Annotated in this window: 21 protein-coding genes; 15 read left to right on the top strand and 6 right to left on the bottom strand. The window is 53.5% G+C overall.

The window, feature by feature from the left end:
* The first annotated feature begins 57 nt into the window (after window positions 1–57).
* From AC1931_RS08245 to AC1931_RS08175, 15 genes are all read left to right on the top strand, one after another.
* Window positions 58–807 carry a tetratricopeptide repeat protein gene (locus tag AC1931_RS08245; RefSeq protein WP_483876771.1) on the top strand — a complete coding sequence of 250 codons (750 nt, stop codon included), beginning with the start codon at window positions 58–60 and terminating at the stop codon, window positions 805–807.
* Window positions 807–1,823 (top strand): LysM peptidoglycan-binding domain-containing protein, encoded by a 1,017-nt coding sequence (locus AC1931_RS08240; RefSeq protein WP_483876770.1) that lies wholly within the window; start codon window positions 807–809, stop codon window positions 1,821–1,823. Before AC1931_RS08245 ends, AC1931_RS08240 begins: the two co-directional genes overlap by 1 nt.
* Before the next feature lie 110 nt (window positions 1,824–1,933).
* Complete coding sequence (gene dprA / locus AC1931_RS08235) at window positions 1,934–3,052, top strand: DNA-processing protein DprA (RefSeq protein WP_483876769.1); 1,119 nt, start codon at window positions 1,934–1,936, stop codon at window positions 3,050–3,052.
* A 278-nt stretch (window positions 3,053–3,330) separates the two neighbouring features.
* On the top strand, window positions 3,331–5,715 hold the full coding sequence (gene topA, locus AC1931_RS08230) for a type I DNA topoisomerase (RefSeq protein WP_483876768.1): 2,385 nt from the start codon (window positions 3,331–3,333) through the stop codon (window positions 5,713–5,715).
* Between the two features lie 19 nt (window positions 5,716–5,734).
* Window positions 5,735–7,075 (top strand): methylenetetrahydrofolate--tRNA-(uracil(54)-C(5))-methyltransferase (FADH(2)-oxidizing) TrmFO, encoded by a 1,341-nt coding sequence (gene trmFO, locus AC1931_RS08225; protein ID WP_483876767.1) that lies wholly within the window; start codon window positions 5,735–5,737, stop codon window positions 7,073–7,075.
* Window positions 7,068–7,655, top strand: a complete 588-nt coding sequence (locus tag AC1931_RS08220) for a Maf family protein (protein ID WP_483876766.1) — start codon at window positions 7,068–7,070, stop codon at window positions 7,653–7,655. The genes trmFO and AC1931_RS08220 overlap by 8 nt, the downstream gene beginning before the upstream one ends.
* Window positions 7,656–7,699: 44 nt before the next feature.
* Entirely contained in the window at window positions 7,700–8,389 is a 690-nt protein-coding gene (locus AC1931_RS08215; RefSeq protein WP_483876765.1) for a YggS family pyridoxal phosphate-dependent enzyme, read from the top strand.
* Between the two features lies 1 nt (window position 8,390).
* Entirely contained in the window at window positions 8,391–9,041 is a 651-nt protein-coding gene (locus AC1931_RS08210; protein ID WP_483876764.1) for an HAD family hydrolase, read from the top strand.
* Window positions 9,038–10,339 (top strand): hypothetical protein, encoded by a 1,302-nt coding sequence (locus AC1931_RS08205; protein ID WP_483876763.1) that lies wholly within the window; start codon window positions 9,038–9,040, stop codon window positions 10,337–10,339. The genes AC1931_RS08210 and AC1931_RS08205 overlap by 4 nt, the downstream gene beginning before the upstream one ends.
* Window positions 10,340–10,362: 23 nt before the next feature.
* A complete protein-coding gene (locus AC1931_RS08200; RefSeq protein WP_483876762.1) occupies window positions 10,363–10,563 on the top strand; it encodes a hypothetical protein in 201 nt (66 codons plus the stop codon).
* 95 nt (window positions 10,564–10,658) lie between these two features.
* Window positions 10,659–11,222: an elongation factor P gene (gene efp / locus AC1931_RS08195; protein ID WP_483876761.1), complete on the top strand. Its 564-nt coding sequence runs from the start codon at window positions 10,659–10,661 to the stop codon at window positions 11,220–11,222.
* A gap of 2 nt (window positions 11,223–11,224) precedes the next feature.
* Window positions 11,225–12,136: an EF-P lysine aminoacylase EpmA gene (epmA, locus tag AC1931_RS08190; protein WP_483876760.1), complete on the top strand. Its 912-nt coding sequence runs from the start codon at window positions 11,225–11,227 to the stop codon at window positions 12,134–12,136.
* 410 nt (window positions 12,137–12,546) lie between these two features.
* Window positions 12,547–12,813: a DUF485 domain-containing protein gene (locus AC1931_RS08185; RefSeq protein ID WP_483876759.1), complete on the top strand. Its 267-nt coding sequence runs from the start codon at window positions 12,547–12,549 to the stop codon at window positions 12,811–12,813.
* Window positions 12,814–12,827: 14 nt separating this feature from the next.
* A complete protein-coding gene (locus tag AC1931_RS08180) occupies window positions 12,828–14,756 on the top strand; it encodes a sodium/solute symporter (RefSeq protein ID WP_483876758.1) in 1,929 nt (642 codons plus the stop codon).
* A 74-nt stretch (window positions 14,757–14,830) separates the two neighbouring features.
* Entirely contained in the window at window positions 14,831–15,451 is a 621-nt protein-coding gene (locus AC1931_RS08175; RefSeq protein ID WP_483876757.1) for a hypothetical protein, read from the top strand.
* 1 nt (window position 15,452) lies between these two features.
* Here AC1931_RS08175 and AC1931_RS08170 read toward each other — a convergent pair whose 3' ends face one another.
* The 6 genes from AC1931_RS08170 to AC1931_RS08145 all read right to left on the bottom strand — a co-directional run bounded on the left by AC1931_RS08170 (window position 15,453) and on the right by AC1931_RS08145 (window position 21,027).
* Complete coding sequence (locus tag AC1931_RS08170) at window positions 15,453–16,748, bottom strand: pyridoxal phosphate-dependent aminotransferase (protein ID WP_483876756.1); 1,296 nt, start codon at window positions 16,746–16,748, stop codon at window positions 15,453–15,455.
* A gap of 200 nt (window positions 16,749–16,948) precedes the next feature.
* Window positions 16,949–17,098: a TFIIB-type zinc ribbon-containing protein gene (locus AC1931_RS08165; protein ID WP_483876933.1), complete on the bottom strand. Its 150-nt coding sequence runs from the start codon at window positions 17,096–17,098 to the stop codon at window positions 16,949–16,951.
* Between the two features lie 35 nt (window positions 17,099–17,133).
* Window positions 17,134–18,705 carry a citramalate synthase gene (gene cimA / locus AC1931_RS08160; protein WP_483876755.1) on the bottom strand — a complete coding sequence of 524 codons (1,572 nt, stop codon included), beginning with the start codon at window positions 18,703–18,705 and terminating at the stop codon, window positions 17,134–17,136.
* A 33-nt stretch (window positions 18,706–18,738) separates the two neighbouring features.
* Entirely contained in the window at window positions 18,739–19,968 is a 1,230-nt protein-coding gene (locus AC1931_RS08155; RefSeq protein WP_483876754.1) for an aspartate kinase, read from the bottom strand.
* 103 nt (window positions 19,969–20,071) lie between these two features.
* Entirely contained in the window at window positions 20,072–20,578 is a 507-nt protein-coding gene (tsaE, locus tag AC1931_RS08150) for a tRNA (adenosine(37)-N6)-threonylcarbamoyltransferase complex ATPase subunit type 1 TsaE (protein ID WP_483876753.1), read from the bottom strand.
* Window positions 20,578–21,027: a CBS domain-containing protein gene (locus AC1931_RS08145; RefSeq protein ID WP_483876752.1), complete on the bottom strand. Its 450-nt coding sequence runs from the start codon at window positions 21,025–21,027 to the stop codon at window positions 20,578–20,580. Before AC1931_RS08145 ends, tsaE begins: the two co-directional genes overlap by 1 nt.
* Window positions 21,028–21,030 lie beyond the last annotated feature (3 nt).

Here is a 21,030-nt window from a genome sequence, read left to right as displayed (position 1 = left end):
CCTTAAGCCTATAATTTTTACAAATTAGTATTCATTCTCTATTAACATTGAGTGTTTATGGAAAAGTCTGGCTTCATAAGTTCTTCACTGATCCGCCATCTGTCAAACTCAGTGGCTCTGGTCGTGCTCGTAGCGCTCTTGAGTTCCTGTGCCCCCGCACCTGCCGTGGTGCCTTCTATCGCCCTGAGCGAACAGCTCCAGCAGATTCGCCAGCAGCAAGAGCAGCAATCAGAGCAATTGCAGCTTCTGAGTCGCCGGATGATGTTGCTGCAGGAGGTGATGGGCATTGAGGAAATGAAGTTAGAGGAGTCGGATCCCGTCGAAGCACTTATATTTTCGGCGACGCCGCCTGCGGACATTCCTGCCCCGCCACCAAGCACAGTCTCACAGATTGAACTCAATCCAGCGGTTGCTGCCTATCTTGATGCTTTTTCACATCTTGCCAGTGGACGCCCCGACAGCGCCGAGGGTGGTTTTGAATTTTTCCTGCGGGAGTTTCCTGACCACCAGCATTCAGCCAATGCCCGTTACTGGCTGGCACAAGCACAATCAACCCAGGGCAAAAACGATCTGGCGACAACAACCCTGCGCCGGATTATTACCGATCCCAGGGCGCAATTCAAAGCTCCGGCAGCACTGATGCAACTGGCAGCTATTTACCGCCGGCAGGGGCTCAACAACCAGGCCGATAATATTGTTGAACAGTTGCGGACCAGCTATCCCGATAGCCCTGAAGCGCAACTACTGATCCGGAATGAAGCGTCGCAAACTGACAGTGACCTGAATTCCCGGCAGCGAGGGAACTGATGACACGGACAATCACCTGCAGATTACTCATCCTGATTCTGTTACTGACTTTTTCTGTGGTCGCCACCTCGGCTTTTGCCCAGCGCGGCGAAATCTACACGATTAAAAAGGGGGATACCCTCTGGGATCTGTCCCAGCGTTTCATCGAGGACCCTTTCTACTGGCCGAATATCTGGGCGGACAATCCGGAACTTATCACCAACCCGCACCTGATCTTCCCGGGGCAGCAGATCCGCATTCTTGATGGACGACTTGAAATCCTTCCCGCTTACATCCAGAAAGATACAGCCCCCACGGCGGAAACACCGGCCGGCGAACCCGTCGATGAAATTTTTTCAATTACCGTTGCCACCCGCGGCAACGGCTTTATCCTGGTGGATGAACAGTCCCAGGGGCAACTGGTTGACGCAACCGACAATCGCGTTCTGCTGACTGAAAGCGACAAGGTTTTTGTTGCCATGAATGACGGCACGATCGCCCGCGCAGGAGATTCGTTTGGACTCTACCAGCGCGGTGACAGTGTGGTGCACCCTACGAACAGGAAGCAACATATCGGCACCATGATGTACAACCTCGGTTCTGTGAAGGTTTCTGAAGTCAGAGGCCAGACCGTTGTTGGCCAGATTGACCGGGCGTTTCGCGAAATCACCCGTGGGGCAGAGCTGTTTTACTACGATCCACCGCGGCGCGACATCGCGCTGCAGCGCGGTACAACGCAAGACACCGGCGTCATTGTTGCTACTCAGGATGAAAAGGGAACCATCTCGACCGGTGATATCATCTTTGTCGATCTCGGGCGCAACAATGAACTGGCAGTCGGCAACCTTCTGTATATCTCGCGCCCAGGCCAGATCACTGATGAGGCTCTCAAAGGTGCCGAACCTCTTGACCTGCCCGAAGAAGTTATTGGCGCTGCCATCGTCACCGAGACTCGCGACACGACAGCAACAGCGCTGATCATCAAGAGTGTGGACTCAGCCGCTATCGGCAACAGCATCACGGTTGTAACCGACTGAGCCATCCCGCTCAAACAGATAACCATCCAAGAGGATTGATTTTTTCAATCCTCTTTTTTCATAAAATGAACCCCACCGATCAATAATCTCATCCACGCCAGGGGGGACAGATGAGACAAGCGCAGCTGGATTTACTACGACTGCACATGAATCCGGGCATTGGCCGTGCCGCTCTGTTCAAGCTTTATCGTCACTTTGGCTGTTTCAGCGCCGCAGTAAACGCCACCAGCCGCGCCTGGCAGCAAGCGGGGGTTCGTGCCGATCTGCACGCCGGCCTGCTCAGCCCGACAGCACCAGACCTGCGCGCGATGCAGGAAAAAATCGTCACCCAGGACATCCGCATCATCAGCTACTGGGATGATACCTACCCCGCCTTGCTGAAAACCATCTACGACCCCCCGGCATTACTCTATATTCGTGGCACGCTGCCCGAACGGGAAAGCTTTGCCATTGTTGGATCACGTAAAGCTACGCTTGCGGGACGGGAATTTGCACGGGAGCTGGCCGCCAAACTGGCGGCCCAGGGGATCTGTATTGTCAGTGGCATGGCGCGAGGCGTCGATAGCGCCGCTCACCAGGGGGCGGTGGATGCCCAAGGCAACACCATTGCAGTTCTTGGTTGTGGTGTTGACCATATTTACCCACGCGAAAACACGCGCCTCTATCATCAGATCATCGAACAGGGTGCGGTTATCAGTGAACATCCCCCCGGTACCGGCCCTGTCGCCAGACATTTTCCCGGTCGCAACCGGATTATCAGCGGCCTGGCACGTGGAGTACTGATTGTTGAAGCGGCCGCCGGCAGTGGTTCACTTATCACTGCAGACTTTGCCCTGGAGCAGGGACGCGAACTCTTTGCCACCCCCGGCGCCATCAATCACCCCAACAGCCAGGGCCCTCATCAGTTACTCAAGGACGGGGCACAACTGGTTACTGACAGCAACGATATTCTCCAGGCGCTCTGGCCGGAACAATCCGCTCCAGGCAAACTGAACCCTGTATTGATGACCCCGCCCCCTGCCCCCGCCCCCCCGGTCAATCTCAGTCCGGCGAGCCTGGCAGTCTATCAGTTGCTCGGCGAAATCCCCTTGCATCACGACGAAATTGCGCGGAAATGCGCCTTGACTCCCATGAGCCTTTCCGCTATTTTACTCGACTTGGAGCTTCGAGGAGGGGCGAAACAACTTCCCGGAGGCAACTATATTCGTGGTTCCCTGGCAGCCCTTTAACGGCTCCATAGATGATGCCAACGAACGATCAGGAGGTCTTTGGTCTTTTGAACGAGCGCAGTAGCGCGATTGTCAATCTGATCGCCCACGCTGTATAAAGATCAGAAGACGCTCCCGGTGGCGCACCGCCAACCTCCGGTCACGCAAAACCGGTGTCCTTCCCAAGAACGACCGGGAGTGCATCTACCGCCAGGTTTCAAAGGGTTGTGCTACGGCTGCAACCCTTTTTTCTTTTCATCACTGTCGCTGCTGCTGGCGGCAACATATAGAGGATGTAAATGGCTCAATCACTGGTCATTGTCGAATCACCGGCTAAAGCTAAAACCATCGAGAAATTTCTTGGCAAGGGATATAAGGTTCTTGCTTCCTATGGACACGTCCGCGCCCTGCCCAGCAAACAGGGGTCCGTGGACACTGAAAACGATTTCAAACCCAATTATCAGATCCTCCCCGAGAGCAGCAAACACATCGCTGCCCTGAAAAAAGAAGTTGCCAAAAGTTCTGAACTGATTCTTGCGACTGACCTGGACCGCGAAGGAGAGGCCATCGCCTGGCACCTGCTGGAGGCCTTGGGCCTCGATGAAGGGGCCAAGAACCCGGTGGTCAAACGCGTCACCTTTAATGAAATCACCCAATCCGCCATCACTGAGGCGATGGCCGCACCCCGCGCCATTTCCCGCACTATGGTCGATGCCCAGCAGGCACGCTCCATCCTCGATTATCTGGTCGGCTTTAACTTGTCCCCCTTTCTCTGGAAAAAAATCCGCTATGGGCTCTCTGCCGGTCGCGTTCAATCTGTTGCCCTGCGCCTGATCTGTGAACGTGAGGACGAGATAGAAGCCTTTGAGTCGCGAGAATACTGGAGTATTGAGGCGATTCTTGCCAACGTTCAAAAAACGACGTTCAATGCCAAGCTCCATGCCCACAAGGGTAAGAAACTTGACAAGTTTGCCCTTGCTGACAAACAGCAGACCGACGCGATCCTCAGCGAACTGGAGCAGGCTCGTTTTGTGGTTGACAAACTGGAGCAAAAGGAACGCAAACGCAACCCTGCGCCGCCTTTCACCACCAGCACCCTGCAGCAGGAAGCCAGCCGCAAGCTCGGTTTTTCAGCCCGCAAAACCATGAGTGTCGCGCAGAAACTTTATGAGGGGATCACTGTTAGTGACGGCACCCAGGGGCTGATCACTTACATGCGAACCGATTCGGTCGCCCTGTCAGAGACCGCGACCAGCGAAGCACGCTTGCTAATCGAGCAGCAGTATGGCGCCGAATATGCGTTGGCAAAGCCCCGTTTTTTCCGCAATAAAAGTAAAAACGCTCAGGAAGCTCATGAAGCGATCCGCCCAACCGGGCTGATGCGCACCCCGGCAACCCTCAAGCCCTTCCTCAATTCCGATCAGTTCCGTCTTTATGATCTGATCTGGAAGCGTACCGTCGCATCACAGATGGCGCAGGCGATTTTTGATGCTACAACCGTTGATATCGGTGCCGGCACTGACTACAGCTTTCGTGCCACCGGTCAGGTGATTCGCTTCCCCGGCTTTATGACCCTCTATATTGAAGGCACTGATCAGCAGGAGGACGAACAACAGGAAGGATTGCTGCCACCCTTGAGCGTGGGGGAAGAATTGCACAAGGAACAACTGCTTCCCCAACAACATTTCACTCAACCGCCGCCGCGATTTACCGAAGCGAGCCTGGTTAAAAGTCTCGAGGAATACGGCATCGGCCGCCCCTCTACCTACGCCAGCATCATGAACACCCTGGTCACCCGTAAATACGTGCACCTGGAAAAGCGCACATTTTTCCCTGAGGACACCGGACGAGTGGTCACCCGACTGCTGACCGAGCACTTCAGCCAGTATGTCGACTATGACTTTACCGCTGCCCTGGAAGAGGAACTGGATGCCATTTCGCGTGGTGAAAAAACCTGGGTTCCAGCCATTCGTCAGTTCTGGAAACCCTTCATCGAGCTTCTCAAACTCAAGGAAAAAGAGGTCAGCAAAGCCGATGTAACCACCGAAAAAACCGACAAGACCTGTCCAGAATGTGGCAAGGAGCTGGTCATTAAGCTGGGGCGCGCAGGGCGCTTTATGGCCTGCTCCGGGTTCCCCGACTGTCGCCATACCGAACCCCTTGCCGGTCAGGCGGAAGAGGCCGAAGAGCCGGCATTTTCCGACGAGAAGTGTGATAAGTGCGGGAGTCCGATGTTGATCAAGTCGGGGCGGTTTGGCAAGTTTCTTGCCTGTAGCGGCTACCCGGAATGCAAGAACATTCAACCCCTGGAAAAACCCAAATCATTAGGTATCGCCTGCCCATCATGTGGTGATGGCGAAATGATGGAGAAAAAAAGCCGCTACGGGAAAATATTCTATTCATGCAATCGCTACCCCAAATGCAAATACGCCCTGTGGAATCCCCCCACCAGCGAACCCTGCCCGAAATGTGCCTGGCCCCTTACCGAGATCAAAACCACTAAACGCTTTGGGACTGTTCAGCGCTGTCCACAACCTGAATGTGGTTGGGAGAAGGTGATTACCCCGCCGGAGAAGAAGGCGACCCCACCAAAGGCCCCAACGAAAAAGACAACAGCAAAAAAAAAGACAGCAAAAAAAGCGCCAACTAAAAAACCTGTCAGCGCTAAGAAAACTGCAGATTAACAGCGATCTGGATAAATCAATGAAGATGACCATCATCGGCGCCGGCCTAGCCGGTTGCGAGGCGGCCTGGCAGGCGTCTGCGCACGGCGTTAATGTTCAGCTGCTGGAAATGAAGCCGCTGCATTTTTCTGCTGCCCACGAAAGTGCTGACCTGGCCGAACTGGTCTGTTCAAACAGCCTGCGTGGCAGTGGGATGAATAATGCGGTCGGCTGCCTCAAGGAAGAAATGCGCCGCTGCGGCTCCCTGGTCATTGAAGCTGCCGATGCGACCGCGGTGCCGGCTGGGGGTGCCCTGGCCGTCGACCGCGATGCTTTTTCCCGCTATATCACTGAAAAAATCACCTCCCATCCGTTGATCGAGCTGAAGAGAACCGAGGTCACCGAACTGCCGGGCCAGGGTGTTACCATTCTGGCCAGTGGCCCCTTGACCTCAGAGCGCCTGTCGGTGGCCCTGGCTGAGCTGACCGGGAATGAGCATCTTTATTTTTACGACGCTATCGCACCGATCATTGAAGCTGACTCCATCGATACCAGCGTTGCCTGGCGCGCATCACGTTACGGACGCGGTGGTGATGACTACATCAACTGTCCCTTGAGCAAAGAAGACTACGATGATTTTGTTGCCGCACTGCTTGCCGCCGACAAGGTAGCCGGACGTGAGTTTGAAAAACTGACCCACTTTGAGGGGTGCATGCCGATCGAAGAGATGGCCGCACGTGGCCATCAAACCCTCTCGTTCGGCCCGATGAAGCCGGTCGGTCTGCCTGACCCACGTACCGGGCGACCTCCGCATGCGGTTATTCAGTTACGCCAGGACAACCACCACGCCACCCTCTACAACATGGTGGGTTTTCAGACGCGCTTGACCTATCCGGAGCAAAAACGCATTTTCACCATGATTCCAGGTCTTGGGCAGGCACGCTTTGCGCGGCTCGGCAGCATGCATCGCAACACCTTTATCAATGCTCCGACCTGCCTGAATCAAACCCTGCAGTTTAAACGTGCCCCGCACATCTATGCCGCCGGTCAGATCACCGGGGTTGAGGGGTACGTTGAATCCGCCGCCTGCGGTTTTCTTGCCGGCCTGTTCGCTGCTTGTCACCTGTACGGCAACAGTGCCCCCGCGCCTCCAGCTGAAACCGCCTTCGGAGCTTTGCTGGGCCATCTGGCAGACGCCGACCCTGATAACTTTCAGCCGATGAATGTCAATTACGGCCTTTTTCCACCCCTGGAAGGGGGCCGAAGAAAACGTACTGAGCGCCGCCTGGCCATGGCGGAACGTGCCCTGGCGGCGCTGCCCGCCTGGTGGCAGCAGATTCTGGCAGAACGCGCTAACGCGCTGGTGACTGGAAATGGATGACAGCCTGATTCTCGCATCGGCTTCCCCACGCCGCAAGGAACTGCTGGAACAGATCGGCCTTGAATTCAGCGTGATGCCAAGCAGCGTTGCGGAAACCATCAGACCCGATGAGGCGCCGAGCGATCTGGTTATCCGCCTAAGCCTGGCCAAGGCCCGCGACATTGCCGGGCGATCTGACACCCGGGCCCGCTGGATCATCGGCAGCGATACCGTCGTCGTCTGTAACCAGCAGATCCTCGGCAAGCCGACTGACGATCATGACGCTGCCGCGATGCTCCGCCAGCTCTCCGGCACCAGTCATCTGGTGGTCAGCGGCTACGCCGTCATCGACCGCCGGCAGCAAACCCGGCGCGCGGAAGCGGTCATTACCAAGGTTCATTTCCGGCAATTGACAGAAGCAGAAATTGCGCGCTACATTGCCACTGGGGAGTCGGCTGACAAGGCCGGCGCCTACGCCATTCAGGGGATTGGCGCCTGTTTTGTCAGTGGCATTGAAGGCAGCTACAGCAATGTCGTCGGTCTGCCTCTATGCCGCCTGACCCTGGCGTTGAAGGAGCTGGGCGTTCCCCTGATGATCTAGTTTCTGTCCGGAAAAACAGCTCTGTTTTTTACTGGAGACTCGCCATGACCTTTATCCGCAACAATATCAATCAGATTCGCGCCCGCATCGGCGATGCTTGCGCCACCAGCGGACGCAACCCCGTTGATGTCCGTCTGGTGGCCGTTTCCAAGGTCAAACCGGCAGAGTTGATTGACGAAGCCTTTGCCGCCGGTCAGCAACTCTTTGGCGAAAGCTACGTTCAGGAGTTCCGGGACAAGGAAACCACCGTAAAAAGTCCGGTCGAATGGCACTTTATCGGCGCGCTACAAAGCAACAAGGTGAAATATCTGAGCGGCAAGGTGGCGCTGATCCACTCGGTGGATCGCTTCTCCCTGGCCAAAGAGATTAACCGACAATGGGGAAAGATTGATGCCGTTGCGCCGATCCTGCTCCAGGTCAATGTCGGAGATGAACACAGTAAGGCCGGCTGTGCTATCGCTGAATTGCCGGCGCTGACCAGACAAATTGCCGCCTTGCCTCATCTTCGGATTCGCGGTCTGATGTGCCTTCCACCCGACCTTGGTGACCCGGAACAGGTGCGCCCGTTTTTCCGACAACTGCGGGAACTTGCCACAATGATCACAGAAGAGCAGATTCCGGGGGTGAGCATGAACGAGTTATCCATGGGAATGAGTGGTGATTTCGAGGTTGCGATCGAGGAAGGGGCAACCCTGGTGCGTATCGGCACAGCCATTTTTGGGGAGCGCGACTGATTTGTTAGCAGATCCGCAACCAGAATTCCTGATTTTTGACCTCGACGGCACTCTGGTCAACTCTCTTCCTGACCTGTTGACCGCCATCAACCTGTTGCGTCAGGAGCTGGCACTCTCGCCCTTGACAGCTGCCCAGGTTGCCCGGATGGTTGGAGATGGGGCAACGATACTGGTCAAGCGAGCCCTGGGAGATGATCTTTACGAACAACACCACCTGGAGCGTTTCCTTGAGCTCTATGGCCGGCACCTCCTCGACCAGACCCATTGCTATCCGGGAATTGTAGAACTGCTGCAGCGACATGATCCTGAGCGCATGGCACTGGTCACCAACAAACCGGTCCTCTATACCCGCAGGATTCTCGCGGGACTCAACCTTGCACAGTTCTTCAAGGTGGTCATCGGCGGCGATTCCTATCCTCACAAAAAACCTCATCCCTACCCGCTGCAACAGGCATTACTGCAGCTGGACGGCCACCCGCAACAGGCGCTAATGGTTGGTGATCATCATACTGATCTTTACGCTGCCCGGGATGCCGGCATCGTTACCTGCTTTTGTGCTTACGGTTTCGGACACTGCGGCGATTACGTTCCTGACTACCAGGTTACGGATGCCAGGGACCTGCTGACTCTGTTGCCGGGAAAAAATTGGTGACCGATCCGCGTCTGACCTATCGCGAAATTTCCTGGTTTTTCTTTCCGCTATTGCTCAATGTACAGCTCATGAGCATCTCCCATACCATTATCAATGGTGCGCTGGCGCGGATGGAAAATTACGTAACCACGCTAGCCGGCATCTCTGTCGCCATGATTGTCCACCTGTTCATTTCTTCACCCTCCTATCAGAACCACACCGTCACTATTGCCATGGTGCGCGGACGAAACTCGTTAAAGGGCGTCCTGACGTTTATTCTTCTGGTAGCGCTTTATGTCACCCTGATGCTCGGGCTGATCGCCTTCACTCCCTTAGGTGATCTTGTCCTCGTCACCTTGCTCGGAACCCCTGTCGACGTGGCCCTGGAGGCTCAAAAAGCCCTGATGGTCATGACCCTGCTCCCCTTTTTCACCGGCATGCGTGGTTTCAGCCAGGGAATGCTGATCCGTGCGCGGCGCACCGGCCTGGTCTCTTTGGCGACCGGTGTCCGCGTTGGCGGATTGTTTCTGTTTCTGCTGGTCGGACGCACCTGGTTTGATGGCGCCCAACTTGGCGCCTTTGCCCTGGTCAGTTGCGTTGTTACCGAAACCCTGGTGATCTCGTGGATTGCCTGGCGAGTACACCCGCCCCTGCTGCGCCACGGAGGAGAAAAAAGTACCGCCGATATCCTGCGCTATGCGTTTCCTCTGGCCTACTCATCATGTCTGCAACAAACGATTCCCCTGCTCATCAGCGCCATTATCGGTCGCCTTCACGATGGCGCCCTGGCATTGGCGGCCTTCGGGGTCATCCGCGGATTTCTGTTTCTGCTGGCCGGCCCCATGCGTAATCTGCAACAGACTTACATGACCCTGGTTAAATCGGCGGATGATTACCGCACCCTGGTCTATTTCAGCTGCAGCCTGTCTGCTGTCATGGGGGTGATTATCCTTCTCACAGCGGGCCCCCTCCATCAACTGATTCTCGGCCGGTTTCTGGGCATTGAAACCGACCTGCGCGACTATCTGCGCCTGGCTTTCGCCGCCTGTGCCCTGTTCCCTTTCATGTATGCTGCCAGCAACCTGTTGCGCGGCTGGTTTTCCGGGGCCGAGCAGACCCACCAACTGGGACGCTCGACCCTGATCAAGAGCAGTTTTCTGCTGTTATTGTGGTGGCCCCTGGTCACCTGGCAACCCGCGATATCCGGGATAGCGCTTGCGATTGCCCTACTGGTTGCAGCTGAAATGCTCGAAGCCGGCTATCTCTATCGTCAGCGCAAAAATCAACCTGCAACCGTTCGTGCTCTTGCCCCTTATTAATCGTTGGCAGTAACATGGTCGACATGACCGAATCTGTAAAAAAACACTCCTGCCCTGACTGCAGCCACTGCCAATGGTGCAGCGACGAACGCTGCCGGTTATGCCTGAAACCGATGACTCCGCCGCGTCTGTCGATACGCGACCAGATTGCCCTCTATGAGCGCCTGAACAATCACTGCGGCTGCCTGCAGGATGATACTGGAGCGTCCGAATCTACGCCGTAAAATGCTGCCGCCGGCCCGCGCTTTTTTCCATGACAACAGCGGTTTGACTGTGCTTAAATGCGCCCTTCGAAAAAAACCATTGAAGGAGCCAGACCATGTATAACTGTTCCGACCTGAAAAAAGGATTGAAAGTGATGATCGATGGTGAACCTCACGTCATCGCCCAGTATGATTTCACCAAGCCGGGCAAAGGCCAGGCCCTGTATAAATGCAAGCTGCGCAACATGATTACCGGCAGCCTCTTTGACCGCACCTACCGCAGCGGCGAATCGTTCGAACCCGCACACCTGGAGGAGCGGGAAATGCAATATCTGTATCAGGATGACAACGGCTATGTTTTCATGGACAAGAAATCCTACGAACAGATCACCCTGTCCGAAGAAACCCTGGCGGATGATAAATATTTTCTCGTCGACAATATGGACGTAGAAATTCTCATGCATGGTGATCGCGGCATCGGAATCAGTCTGCCGAACTTTGTCAATCTGCGGGTTATGCAAGCCGACCCCTGGGTCAAAGGCGACACCGCCGCCGGCAACAACAAACCAGCCACCGTGGAGACAGGTTATACCCTCCAGGTTCCCTCTTTTGTCGAAGAAGGCACCCTGATCCAGATCGACACCCGTACCGGAGCATATGCAACCCGCGTCAAGGAATGATCGTGGAACCAAACTGGCAACTGGCCCGCAAACGTAAAACCATTGAACAGCGCGCCCGAATCCTCCAGAAGATTCGGGCGTTCTTTATTGAACAGGGCTTTATCGAGGTCGAAACCCCTGCGCGCATCCCCGCCAACGCTCCGGAACTCCATATCGATGCGATCTTAAGTGACGGCTGGTATCTGCAGACCTCACCGGAACTGTGCATGAAACGATTGCTGGCTGCGGGCTACGATAACATCTTTCAGATCTGTCATTGCTGGCGAGCCGAAGAACGCGGTCCACGTCATCTGCCTGAATACACGATGCTCGAATGGTACCGGCGCGACTGCGACTATCACCAACTGATGCATGACTGCGAAAAACTCATCAATCATCTGGTAGGCCAGGAGACATTCATCTGGCAGGGACACGAAGTTGACATTTCAACGCCGTGGCCGCGATTAACCGTCAAACAGGCATTTTCGCAACACAGTTCTACTTTGCTATCGCAAATTACCGACGAAAAAAAATTTTCGGAACTGATCAGCAATGAAATAGAACCCGCCCTTCCCCGGAATAAACCACTGTTTCTTGTCAACTATCCAACCCTGCAAGGCTCCCTTGCGCGCTTAAAAACCGATGATCCAGATTGCGTGGAACGGGTCGAGCTTTATATTGCCGGGTTTGAGTTGGCCAACGGCTTTACCGAACTAACCGACGCGGCAGAACAGCGACAGCGCTTCATAAGGGAAGAAAAACAGCGCCGGGAGGCGGGGAAACCTCCATACCCGCTGCCGGAAAAATACCTTGAGGAGCTCGAAACTCTCGCAAATGCTGCAGGAATTGCCCTCGGCATTGACCGCCTGATCATGCTGCTCTGCGATCAGCCGACAATCGATGAGGTCGTTTGCTTTTCCCCCGAACAACTGTAATGCAGCATGAAGCACTACGGCCATCAGCCTTCCCGGCATGCACGAAGTTCATGATTACCCATGAGCACCTCAACCGACCAGAACCCATCGCCAGGCTACACACCCCTATGCATTAACTTTTCAACCGCTCAAACACATCCCGGCCGGCAGCTCACAACCAATAAAATAGAACGCTATTTTGACAAGATAAACGCTGGTTTTGCACATTTTTTCTGTTGACACGTTTATATAACAACGTATTATGACGCCGAATCCAAAAGCCACTATTTCGCATTTTTTAACCTCACCAACAGACAGCTGGTAAAATTCAATCAAATAGGGTTTCTGCCTGCCCCTTGCAAACGTGGACAACCGTTGAATATGTGATCAACCCCGATCACAATTTTATAATGAACGAGAGGAGATTTTCTATGGGACACGGACCTGCCGTAAAGTTGGGCAAAGATGATGCTGCCAGCTTTAAAACCAGCCTGGGCGTAAAGATGTTTTTTGGCTACACAATCTTTTACGTCATTTTTATTGGATTGAATGTCTACGCACCTAAAACGATGGAAACCATCATCTTTGGTCAAACGGCCGCCGTTATCTGGGGGTTCTTTCTGCTCGGTCTCGCACTGATTATGGCAGTGATTTATAACCACTTCTGCACTCAAGCAGAAAAACGCTATAACAGCTAAGGGAGAACCGAACGATGATATATACACAATCACCACTGGCTATCGGTCTGTTTATCTTCTTTGTTCTGTTTGTTCTCGGACTCTCTTTCTATCTCGCCCGTCGTACCAGTTCAGCCGAAGGCTACTACGCCGCAGGCGGTAATATCCACTGGATGACCAACGGCATCGCCTTTGCCGGCGACTACCTCTCGGCGGCATCCTTCCTCGGAATTTGCGGCATGATCGCGACCTCCGGCTATGACGGCTGGATGTACTCTATCGGCTACCTTGCCGGCTGGATAGTGGCCCTGTTCCTGGTCGCCGAACCGATGAAACGCCTGGGCAAGTATACCTTTACCGATGCCCTTGACTCTAAATTCAACTCCAAGTCAATTCAGCTCATGGCAGCCATTTCCACCCTGCTGGTTTCAATTTTCTACCTGATTCCACAGATGGTGGGTGCCGGTGTTCTGGTGCAGCCACTGATGGGCCTGCCTCACTGGGTCGGGGTCTGCATCGTTGGCGTTGTTGTTACCATGATTGTTGCGACTGCAGGGATGGCATCAACGACCTATGTCCAGTTCTTTAAAGGTGCCATGTTACTGATTGTGTCGACCGTCCTGGTCGGCATGGTACTCTTCCGTGGCCTTTCAACCACCCCGGAAAATGATGGCAAACCCTACCACGATTTCACCACCCTCTACGCCGACAGCGCTCTGGTACTCGAAGACAGCAGCTACCGGATAGTTGCTGGTCTCGATTCGATCTTCGGTGAAAAAGGGTTCGTCAAGCTTGAAAAGAACGGCAATGAGTCGATCTGGCAATTGCATGAAACCCCTGAGGGGTACCGCCTGGAAGAGACCCTTTATGCCACTCGCCTCAATGACGGCACCAGATTTTACAACGGTTCGCCTGCCGAAGACGGCCAATTTTTCCCGGTCGGCCACATCAAGGAACTGGTTGTCAATGGTGAAGAGATGCTTGCTACCGGACCAATCGGGCCGTTCAGCTATCTTTCTGCACTGACTGAGTCGACGATCGTTCTCTGGGGAAAAGCCTATGTCCCTGATGCCGACGGAATCACCACCATTTACTATCAAAAGCCGACGCCAGGAGCACAGGTTCTGCGCCCCGGCTTGCGCTTTAAAGTCGACAACTCCACCCCGATGGAAAAGTTCAACTTTATCTCATTGATGCTGGCGCTGTTCTGCGGAACCGCAGCGCTGCCACACATTCTGATCCGTTATTACACGGTGCCAAGCCAGGCGGCCGCACGTAAGTCGACCATCGTCGCCATCGCCGGCATCGGCTTCTTCTACCTGCTGACCCTGTTTATGGGGATGGGCGCCATGACCAGCGGGGTTATCAACCTGCTCGACAACAACATGTCGGCACCGCTGCTGGCCCTGTCTTTTGGCGTGTTTCTCTTTGCCATCATTTCATCGCTGGCCTTTGCCACAGTGCTGGGTACGGTCTCCGGCCTGATCGTCGCGTCATCGGGCGCCATTGCCCACGATCTGCTCGACAATTTTCTCGGGTTAAAAATGAACGATCGCACAAAGGTCCGCGCGGGCAAAATATCGGCGGTCTGTGTCGGGGCCATTGCCATCTACCTGGGGATCGTGTTCGAGGGGATGAACGTCTCGTTCCTGGTCGGCTGGGCCTTTGCCGTTGCCGCCTCGGCTAACCTGCCGGCCATCCTGATGCTGCTGTTCTGGAGCAAAACCACAGCGCGAGGCGTAGCAGCATCGATTACCGTCGGTCTGGTCAGTTCCCTCGGCCTCATTCTGATATCGCCGGACATGTGGTTGCGGTACGGCAAGCTGCCGGCCGAGGCACCGATTCAGTTCAACAGCCCGGCGCTGATCTCCATACCGCTGTCATTTCTTGCGCTGGTTGTGATATCTCTGTTAACACAAAAAGATGTCAACATCGGCCACGCAACGGAACCATCCAATAACTGATTGGATCAGTCCAAAACAATGTCCTGTGAACGGGCCGCCACTGACAGGGCGGCCCGTTCTTTATGGTGATAAATATGAATCGATTCCGCGTAACCCTGATTGCTGTCTGTCTGGTGCTTTCCTGGCTCGCCTATAAGGATATCAGCCTGTATCTGCGCAACCCGCAACCCCTGGCAATCTCCATAGCGGAACTCGAGACGCTGGAAAAAGCCCCGAGAGAATGGCTGGCTGTTTCGGGAGGATACCCCGACTTTCTGCAGGGCATCAACATGACCGGCAGCATGGACTTTGAAGCTTTTCTGGTACCCCTGACCAGTTCACCTGAAAACAATAACTACCGGGTCTGGTTCGAGACCAGAGACCCTGACATCCTTGAGGCATTGACAACATACTACTTTCTTCTCGACTCGGAAGCCCAGCGTCACAATTTTCTCAAGGATAATGATCATATCTTTTCCAGCCAGCGGAATCTCACCGGAATGACGGCAGCCGAACTGGTTGCTAACTCAAATCAGAAGAAACTAGTCAGCCTGCTGGAAGAAATGGGGATAGAAACCTCCGGCACCCCTATTTTTATCAGTGAAGAAAAAGAACCAACCTTCTGGCGCGGTATATTTTTTGCCTTGATCGCCTTTGCCGGCCTGCTGAAACTGACCTGGGACGTTCGCACCGGACCACAAGCACCGCGGATGTGATTTAGTCCCCTGCTTCCAGCCATTCACAGGTTTTTGTAATTGCGACAACAACTTTCTCACAATAATCAGCTAAAAAGATCTCTCCCAGCTCCCTGTCGGCACCAATCTGTTCGACCGCAGCGAGGGCTTTGGCACCGTCAAAATCGACACAGGCAATACGTGCCGTCAACTCGTTAGCAGGACGACCGAAACTGCTCCCCGGCAAGATAGCCACACCGGTGTCACGCAGCAGTCGCTCACACAAGATGCTGCTGTTTTGGATTCCCCTGCTATCCAGTTTTTCACGCAATGGCTCGAAGTCGGGCAACAAATAAAAAGCCCCGTCCGGCCTGGCAACAAAAACTCCTGCCGCGGTCAGCTTTGCGCAGATCCAGTCTGTCAGCGCCTTGAGAATTCTGCGACAATTGACGAGGTAACGCTCTATCTCTGCCCCTCCCTGGAATGCTTTCACTGCTGCGTATTGTATCGGTGCGCTGGTGGCGGTAAAGGTTTCACTGGCAACCACAGCCATCGCGTCACTTAGCCACCGCAACTCTGCTGGAAAGGCAAAAGATCCGAGACGCCACCCACCGGCCCCCGCCCACTTGCTTAAACCACTGGCGATAATTGTCCCTTCGGGATAATAGCGGGCAATCGAACGATGGTTGCCGTTAAAATTCAGCTCTCCGTAAATCTCATCCGAGAGCAGAATAATCCGATATTTTCGTGCAACTGCTGCCAGCTCCTGCAACTGCTGATCAGTATAGGAACAGCCGGTCGGATTATTGGGATAATTAAGAATGACAATACGCGGTTTATCAGGATCGACAGAACAAAAACAATCCAGTTCCTCCGCGGACAGCAACCAGTTATTATTTTCTTCCGTCCTGAGCCAGCGAACATGACGGCCGACAATGTGGGCCTGGGGTGCATAGGAGACCCAGCTCGGGGTCGGTATAACAAGATCTCCGTAATAAACCAGCTGCAGGATAAACATGAGCTCTTTTGAACCGGGTCCGATCAGAACGTCTTCTTTCGAAATCGTCAGATTCTGGGAGCGACGATAATAACCGGCGATAGCTTCACACAGAGCGGGCAATCCTCGTACCGGGAGGTAATCTTTCTGATGGGCATTATTCTGGAGCTCTTTTACAACTGACTGGGGGACAGGAAAAGGTGATTGTCCCAATCCCAACTTATAAACAGTTTTTCCTTCTGCTATCAAACGGTTGCTCTGTTCATTAATGTTAAGAGTTGCTGAAACCGGCAACCCTCGAACGTTAAGGTTCAAATGAACCTCATGTCTGGCAATGTTCATGGTAAAACTCCTGTATCAGTAATTGAGGTCAGCTGTTCCGCCATCCGGCATCGATTATGCGTTCAGTTCCCATGATCAGCTCAACCTGACAGCCAAAACAATCCCTAAACATCAAAAAACAGATGATTTGCTCCCCACAATCACAAAAAGCCGGACCAAAGGTGGCCGGCTTTTTGTGATTTTTTCACTATGCAAAAAGGCTAGTCTTCCTTGTGAGGACGCTCACGATTGACCAGAATGGTCTGGTCGATAATTTCGCCGCAGGATGTACAGCGCCAGGCTTCATAGGATCTTACAAAGTTATAGTAGGTTTCCGCCTGCATTCTCCCCTTACATTTTGGACATTTCATCATCAGCCCCCCCCATGGCAAAGAATCTTTAGTGGTCATTGCTGATCTTTGTGTAATTTATAGGTGAAAGCATCAGCCAGTGCCTGATAGGACGCCTCAACGACATTGCTGCTGACACCAACGGTTCCCCAGCGACTGTCCTTATCGCCCGTCTCAACCAGCACGCGGATCATCGCGTCGGTACCCTGGCTCGAAGGCAGCACTCTGACTTTATAATCAAGCAGCTTGATCTCTGCAAGCTGCGGGTAAAAACTGATCAGGGCCTTACGCATCGCCCGGTCCAGGGCATTGACGGGACCATTGCCATCAGCTGCCATGTGTTCTACACGACCACCGACCTTAACCTTGATCGTCGCCTCTGACACCGGGCACTGGTCGCTCTCACGCAGGGTATCAATCACCCTGAAGGCCGTAATATGGAAATATTGCTTGAGCTTTCCCATCGCCCTGAGCATCAGCAGCTCAAAAGAAGCCTCAGCTCCTTCAAACTGATAGCCCTGATTCTCAAGCTCCTTGATTTGTTCAAGGATTTCAAGGGTTACCGGATCTTTATCATCAATCTTGATACCACATTCCTGCGCCTTGGCAAGAATATTCGAGCGTCCAGACAAATCGGAAACCAGCACCCGGGTCTTGTTGCCGACCAATTCCGGCCGGATATGTTCATAGGTTTCCGGATGGCGCTGAATCGCCGACACATGGACCCCGCCCTTGTGGGCAAAGGCCGAGTTACCCACAAAGGCCTGATGCTTCTGGGGTGCCAGATTGGCCAGTTCGTAAATAGCCCGTGACGCGCGCCGCAGGCTTTCCAGTCTTGCCGGAAGCAGACACTCCTTATTCATCTTGAGGATCAACGAAGGAATAATCGAACAGAGATTGGCGTTACCACAGCGCTCGCCGAAGCCGTTCATTGTCCCCTGGACGTGGATCGCTCCACCCACAACCGCCATGAGCGAATTGGCCACCGCACATTCACTGTCGTTGTGGGCATGAATGCCCAGAGGGACATCAATCTCGCGACGGACATGCTCCATAATCATGGGTAGTTCGTGAGGCAGGGTACCGCCATTGGTATCACACAGTACCAGACAATCAGCGCCGGCCTGAGCCGCTGCCTGGAGGGTTTTCATCGCATATTCAGGATTAGCCTTGTAACCATCGAAGAAGTGCTCGGCATCATAAATCACCTCGCCCACCCGCTCTTTCAGGTAGGCGAGAGAATCGTTGATCATATCGAGGTTTTCTTCGAGGGAAACACGCAACGCCTCGCGCACATGAAAATCCCAGGTCTTGCCGAAGATCGTTACCACATCAGGACGCGCCTCGATCAGCATCTTGATGTTATTGTCCTGATCCGGGGTAATCCGAGCCCGCCGGGTAGAACCGAATGCGGCAATTTTGCTATGAGAAAGAGTTTCCTTCTGGATGGCCTCGAAAAAACCGATATCCTTGGGGTTGGAACCAGGCCAACCACCCTCAATATAATCGATCCCTAACGCATCCAGGTGTTTGGCGATACGCACCTTATCCTGAATCTGGAAGGAGATATCCTCAGCCTGGGTTCCGTCCCTTAAGGTTGTATCGTACAGATAAACTCTGTTACTCATGAACAAAGACCCTTTCATCCAAAAAAAACTTTATCAGGCTTCTGCAGCCGGACGATCAAGACCGAAAGCTTCGTGCAGAACACGCACTGCCAACTCGGTATATTTATCGGAAATAACACATGACACCTTGATTTCACTGGTAGAAATCATTTCTATATTGATCCCCTCACGCGCCAGGGTATCAAACATGGTGGTAGCGACTCCGGTGTGAGAACGCATTCCGACACCCACAATGGACACCTTGGCAATATTGGTGTTGTGGCTGACGCCACGGGCACTGATATCCTTTGCCACCCCTTCAATAATCTTCAGCGCTTTTTTACAGTCGGTCTTGGGAACGGTAAAAGTGATGTCGGTGGCACCCTGGTGGGAAATATTCTGGATGATCATATCCACGGTAATATTGTTCTGACTTAATGGGCTGAAAATCTGGGAAGCAACTCCGGGTTGATCAGGAACACCGAAAATACTTATTTTTGCTTCGTCTTTGTTGAACGTGACACCTGAAACCAATACGGCTTCCATTTCTTGATCCTCCTTCATGACAAGTGTTCCCTGCGAATCATCAAAGCTGGAACGCACATGGACGACGACGTTATATTTCTTGGCAAACTCAACACTGCGAATCTGCAGAATTTTTGCTCCTAACGATGCCATCTCCAGCATCTCTTCATAGGAGATTTTATCGATCTTGCGGGCTTCGGGAACAATTCGCGGGTCGGTGGTGTAAACACCATCAACATCGGTGTAGATTTCACAGACGTCGGCTTTCAGGGCAGCGGCAACAGCAACCGCTGAGGTATCTGACCCACCACGTCCCAAAGTCGTGATGTTGCCATCACAATCGACACCCTGAAAACCTGCGACGACAACAATGGTACCCGCTTTCAGATCTGCGCGGATGTTTTTGTCACCGATTTCCTCGATACGAGCCCGGGAGAAAGCCTTGTCGGTCAACATCGGAATCTGCGAACCAAGGTAACTTTTGGCCTTGTAACCCATCGACTTCAAACACATGGACAACAACGCGATCGTCACCTGTTCACCGGTTGACACCAGCACGTCGTATTCACGCTCGTCGGGCATTTCAGAGATTTCGTTCGCCAGGGCGACCAGACGATTGGTTTCCCCAGCCATTGCCGAGACGATAACAATGACCTCATTGCCATCATCAAAGGTTTTAGCAACGCGGCGAGCGACATTCTGGATACGCTCGACGGTGCCTACTGAAGTTCCACCGTACTTCTGAACGATCAGAGCCATAACAGTTGTTTTCCTCCTTATCAGGAAAAACCGACAATTATTGTCGGTAGATAAACGTTAATATAAGAATCCTTCATAACAAGAAACCCCTGTCCGGTCAAAGCTATTTTTCCATCTCGCGCACGTCAAGCCCTGCTGATCCAAGTTGCGTCAATATCAATTCAAGTCTGTGTTGCGACGTCCCGTCCCGTCCCGAAAAGGTCAACTGGCGCTGGTCTTCTGCAGTTGTGCTGATATCGATCCAGATTCCGGCGATATCCGGGTTTTCCAGTTTTTCCGGCCACTCCACCAGGGCAACACCGTCACCGAAGGCGTATTCATCAAAACCGATATCCATCAGATCCTCAGGCCCGGATAAACGATAGAGATCGAAATGATAGAGATCGAGCCGGGCCGCGTAATGATTCATCAGGGTAAAGGTCGGGCTGGTAATCGGAGTCTGGGCTGCAACCCCCAGCCCCCGTGCTATACCTCGAGCGACAACAGTTTTACCGGCCCCGAGGTTACCCTGCAGCAGAATGAGCAGGGGAGCATCAAGACAACCGCCAATCAGCGTACCGATCTTAAGGGTCTGCTCTTCACTCGTTGAGACCAGCGACCACCGGGACATCAGTCTTCCATCACCCGAATCAGATCAAGACGCGCGACCACGCCGATCATCTGCTCACCGTCCATCACCGGCAACAGATGCACCTTATGTTTACTCATCAGCCCGGCGAGTTCATTGACCGGTGTATCCGGAGAGCATGTAACCGGATTTTTCTGATAGAGATCGCCAACCTTGGTAGCGGTTACCCGATCAACCTCCTCCTTGAATTTTTTTTCGCTCCCCAGAGCAAAAACCCCGTCAAACAGAGTCATCACCGTGGGGATATGAAGGGGACGCTGGTATTCAATAAGATCCGTCTCACTGATGACCCCAACCAGTTTACCCTTATCATCGAGCACCGGCATGTTGCTGTAGCGGGTTTCAATAAATTTTTTCGCCAGGTCCTTCAAACTGGTATGAACGCTGACGGCCTCAACGGCTGAGGTCATGATGTCCCGTGCTGTTAACATAAG

The organism is Pelovirga sp. C15f (genome assembly GCF_057178085.1).
This window is presented reverse-complemented; position numbering and strand designations above follow the sequence as displayed.

What these genes read in the sequence shown, in the direction of transcription:
- AC1931_RS08170 (WP_483876756.1), bottom strand. Translation starts at nt 16,748, where the DNA reads ATGAACATTGCCAGACATGAGGTTCATTTGAACCTTAACGTTCGAGGG.
- AC1931_RS08215 (WP_483876765.1), top strand. Translation starts at nt 7,700, where the DNA reads ATGACCTTTATCCGCAACAATATCAATCAGATTCGCGCCCGCATCGGC.
- AC1931_RS08220 (WP_483876766.1), top strand. Translation starts at nt 7,068, where the DNA reads ATGGATGACAGCCTGATTCTCGCATCGGCTTCCCCACGCCGCAAGGAA.
- efp (WP_483876761.1), top strand. Translation starts at nt 10,659, where the DNA reads ATGTATAACTGTTCCGACCTGAAAAAAGGATTGAAAGTGATGATCGAT.
- AC1931_RS08185 (WP_483876759.1), top strand. Translation starts at nt 12,547, where the DNA reads ATGGGACACGGACCTGCCGTAAAGTTGGGCAAAGATGATGCTGCCAGC.
- AC1931_RS08240 (WP_483876770.1), top strand. Translation starts at nt 807, where the DNA reads ATGACACGGACAATCACCTGCAGATTACTCATCCTGATTCTGTTACTG.
- cimA (WP_483876755.1), bottom strand. Translation starts at nt 18,705, where the DNA reads ATGAGTAACAGAGTTTATCTGTACGATACAACCTTAAGGGACGGAACC.
- AC1931_RS08245 (WP_483876771.1), top strand. Translation starts at nt 58, where the DNA reads ATGGAAAAGTCTGGCTTCATAAGTTCTTCACTGATCCGCCATCTGTCA.
- AC1931_RS08200 (WP_483876762.1), top strand. Translation starts at nt 10,363, where the DNA reads ATGACCGAATCTGTAAAAAAACACTCCTGCCCTGACTGCAGCCACTGC.
- dprA (WP_483876769.1), top strand. Translation starts at nt 1,934, where the DNA reads ATGAGACAAGCGCAGCTGGATTTACTACGACTGCACATGAATCCGGGC.
- AC1931_RS08180 (WP_483876758.1), top strand. Translation starts at nt 12,828, where the DNA reads ATGATATATACACAATCACCACTGGCTATCGGTCTGTTTATCTTCTTT.
- AC1931_RS08155 (WP_483876754.1), bottom strand. Translation starts at nt 19,968, where the DNA reads ATGGCTCTGATCGTTCAGAAGTACGGTGGAACTTCAGTAGGCACCGTC.
- topA (WP_483876768.1), top strand. Translation starts at nt 3,331, where the DNA reads ATGGCTCAATCACTGGTCATTGTCGAATCACCGGCTAAAGCTAAAACC.
- AC1931_RS08165 (WP_483876933.1), bottom strand. Translation starts at nt 17,098, where the DNA reads ATGAAATGTCCAAAATGTAAGGGGAGAATGCAGGCGGAAACCTACTAT.
- trmFO (WP_483876767.1), top strand. Translation starts at nt 5,735, where the DNA reads ATGAAGATGACCATCATCGGCGCCGGCCTAGCCGGTTGCGAGGCGGCC.
- AC1931_RS08145 (WP_483876752.1), bottom strand. Translation starts at nt 21,027, where the DNA reads ATGTTAACAGCACGGGACATCATGACCTCAGCCGTTGAGGCCGTCAGC.
- AC1931_RS08175 (WP_483876757.1), top strand. Translation starts at nt 14,831, where the DNA reads ATGAATCGATTCCGCGTAACCCTGATTGCTGTCTGTCTGGTGCTTTCC.
- tsaE (WP_483876753.1), bottom strand. Translation starts at nt 20,578, where the DNA reads ATGTCCCGGTGGTCGCTGGTCTCAACGAGTGAAGAGCAGACCCTTAAG.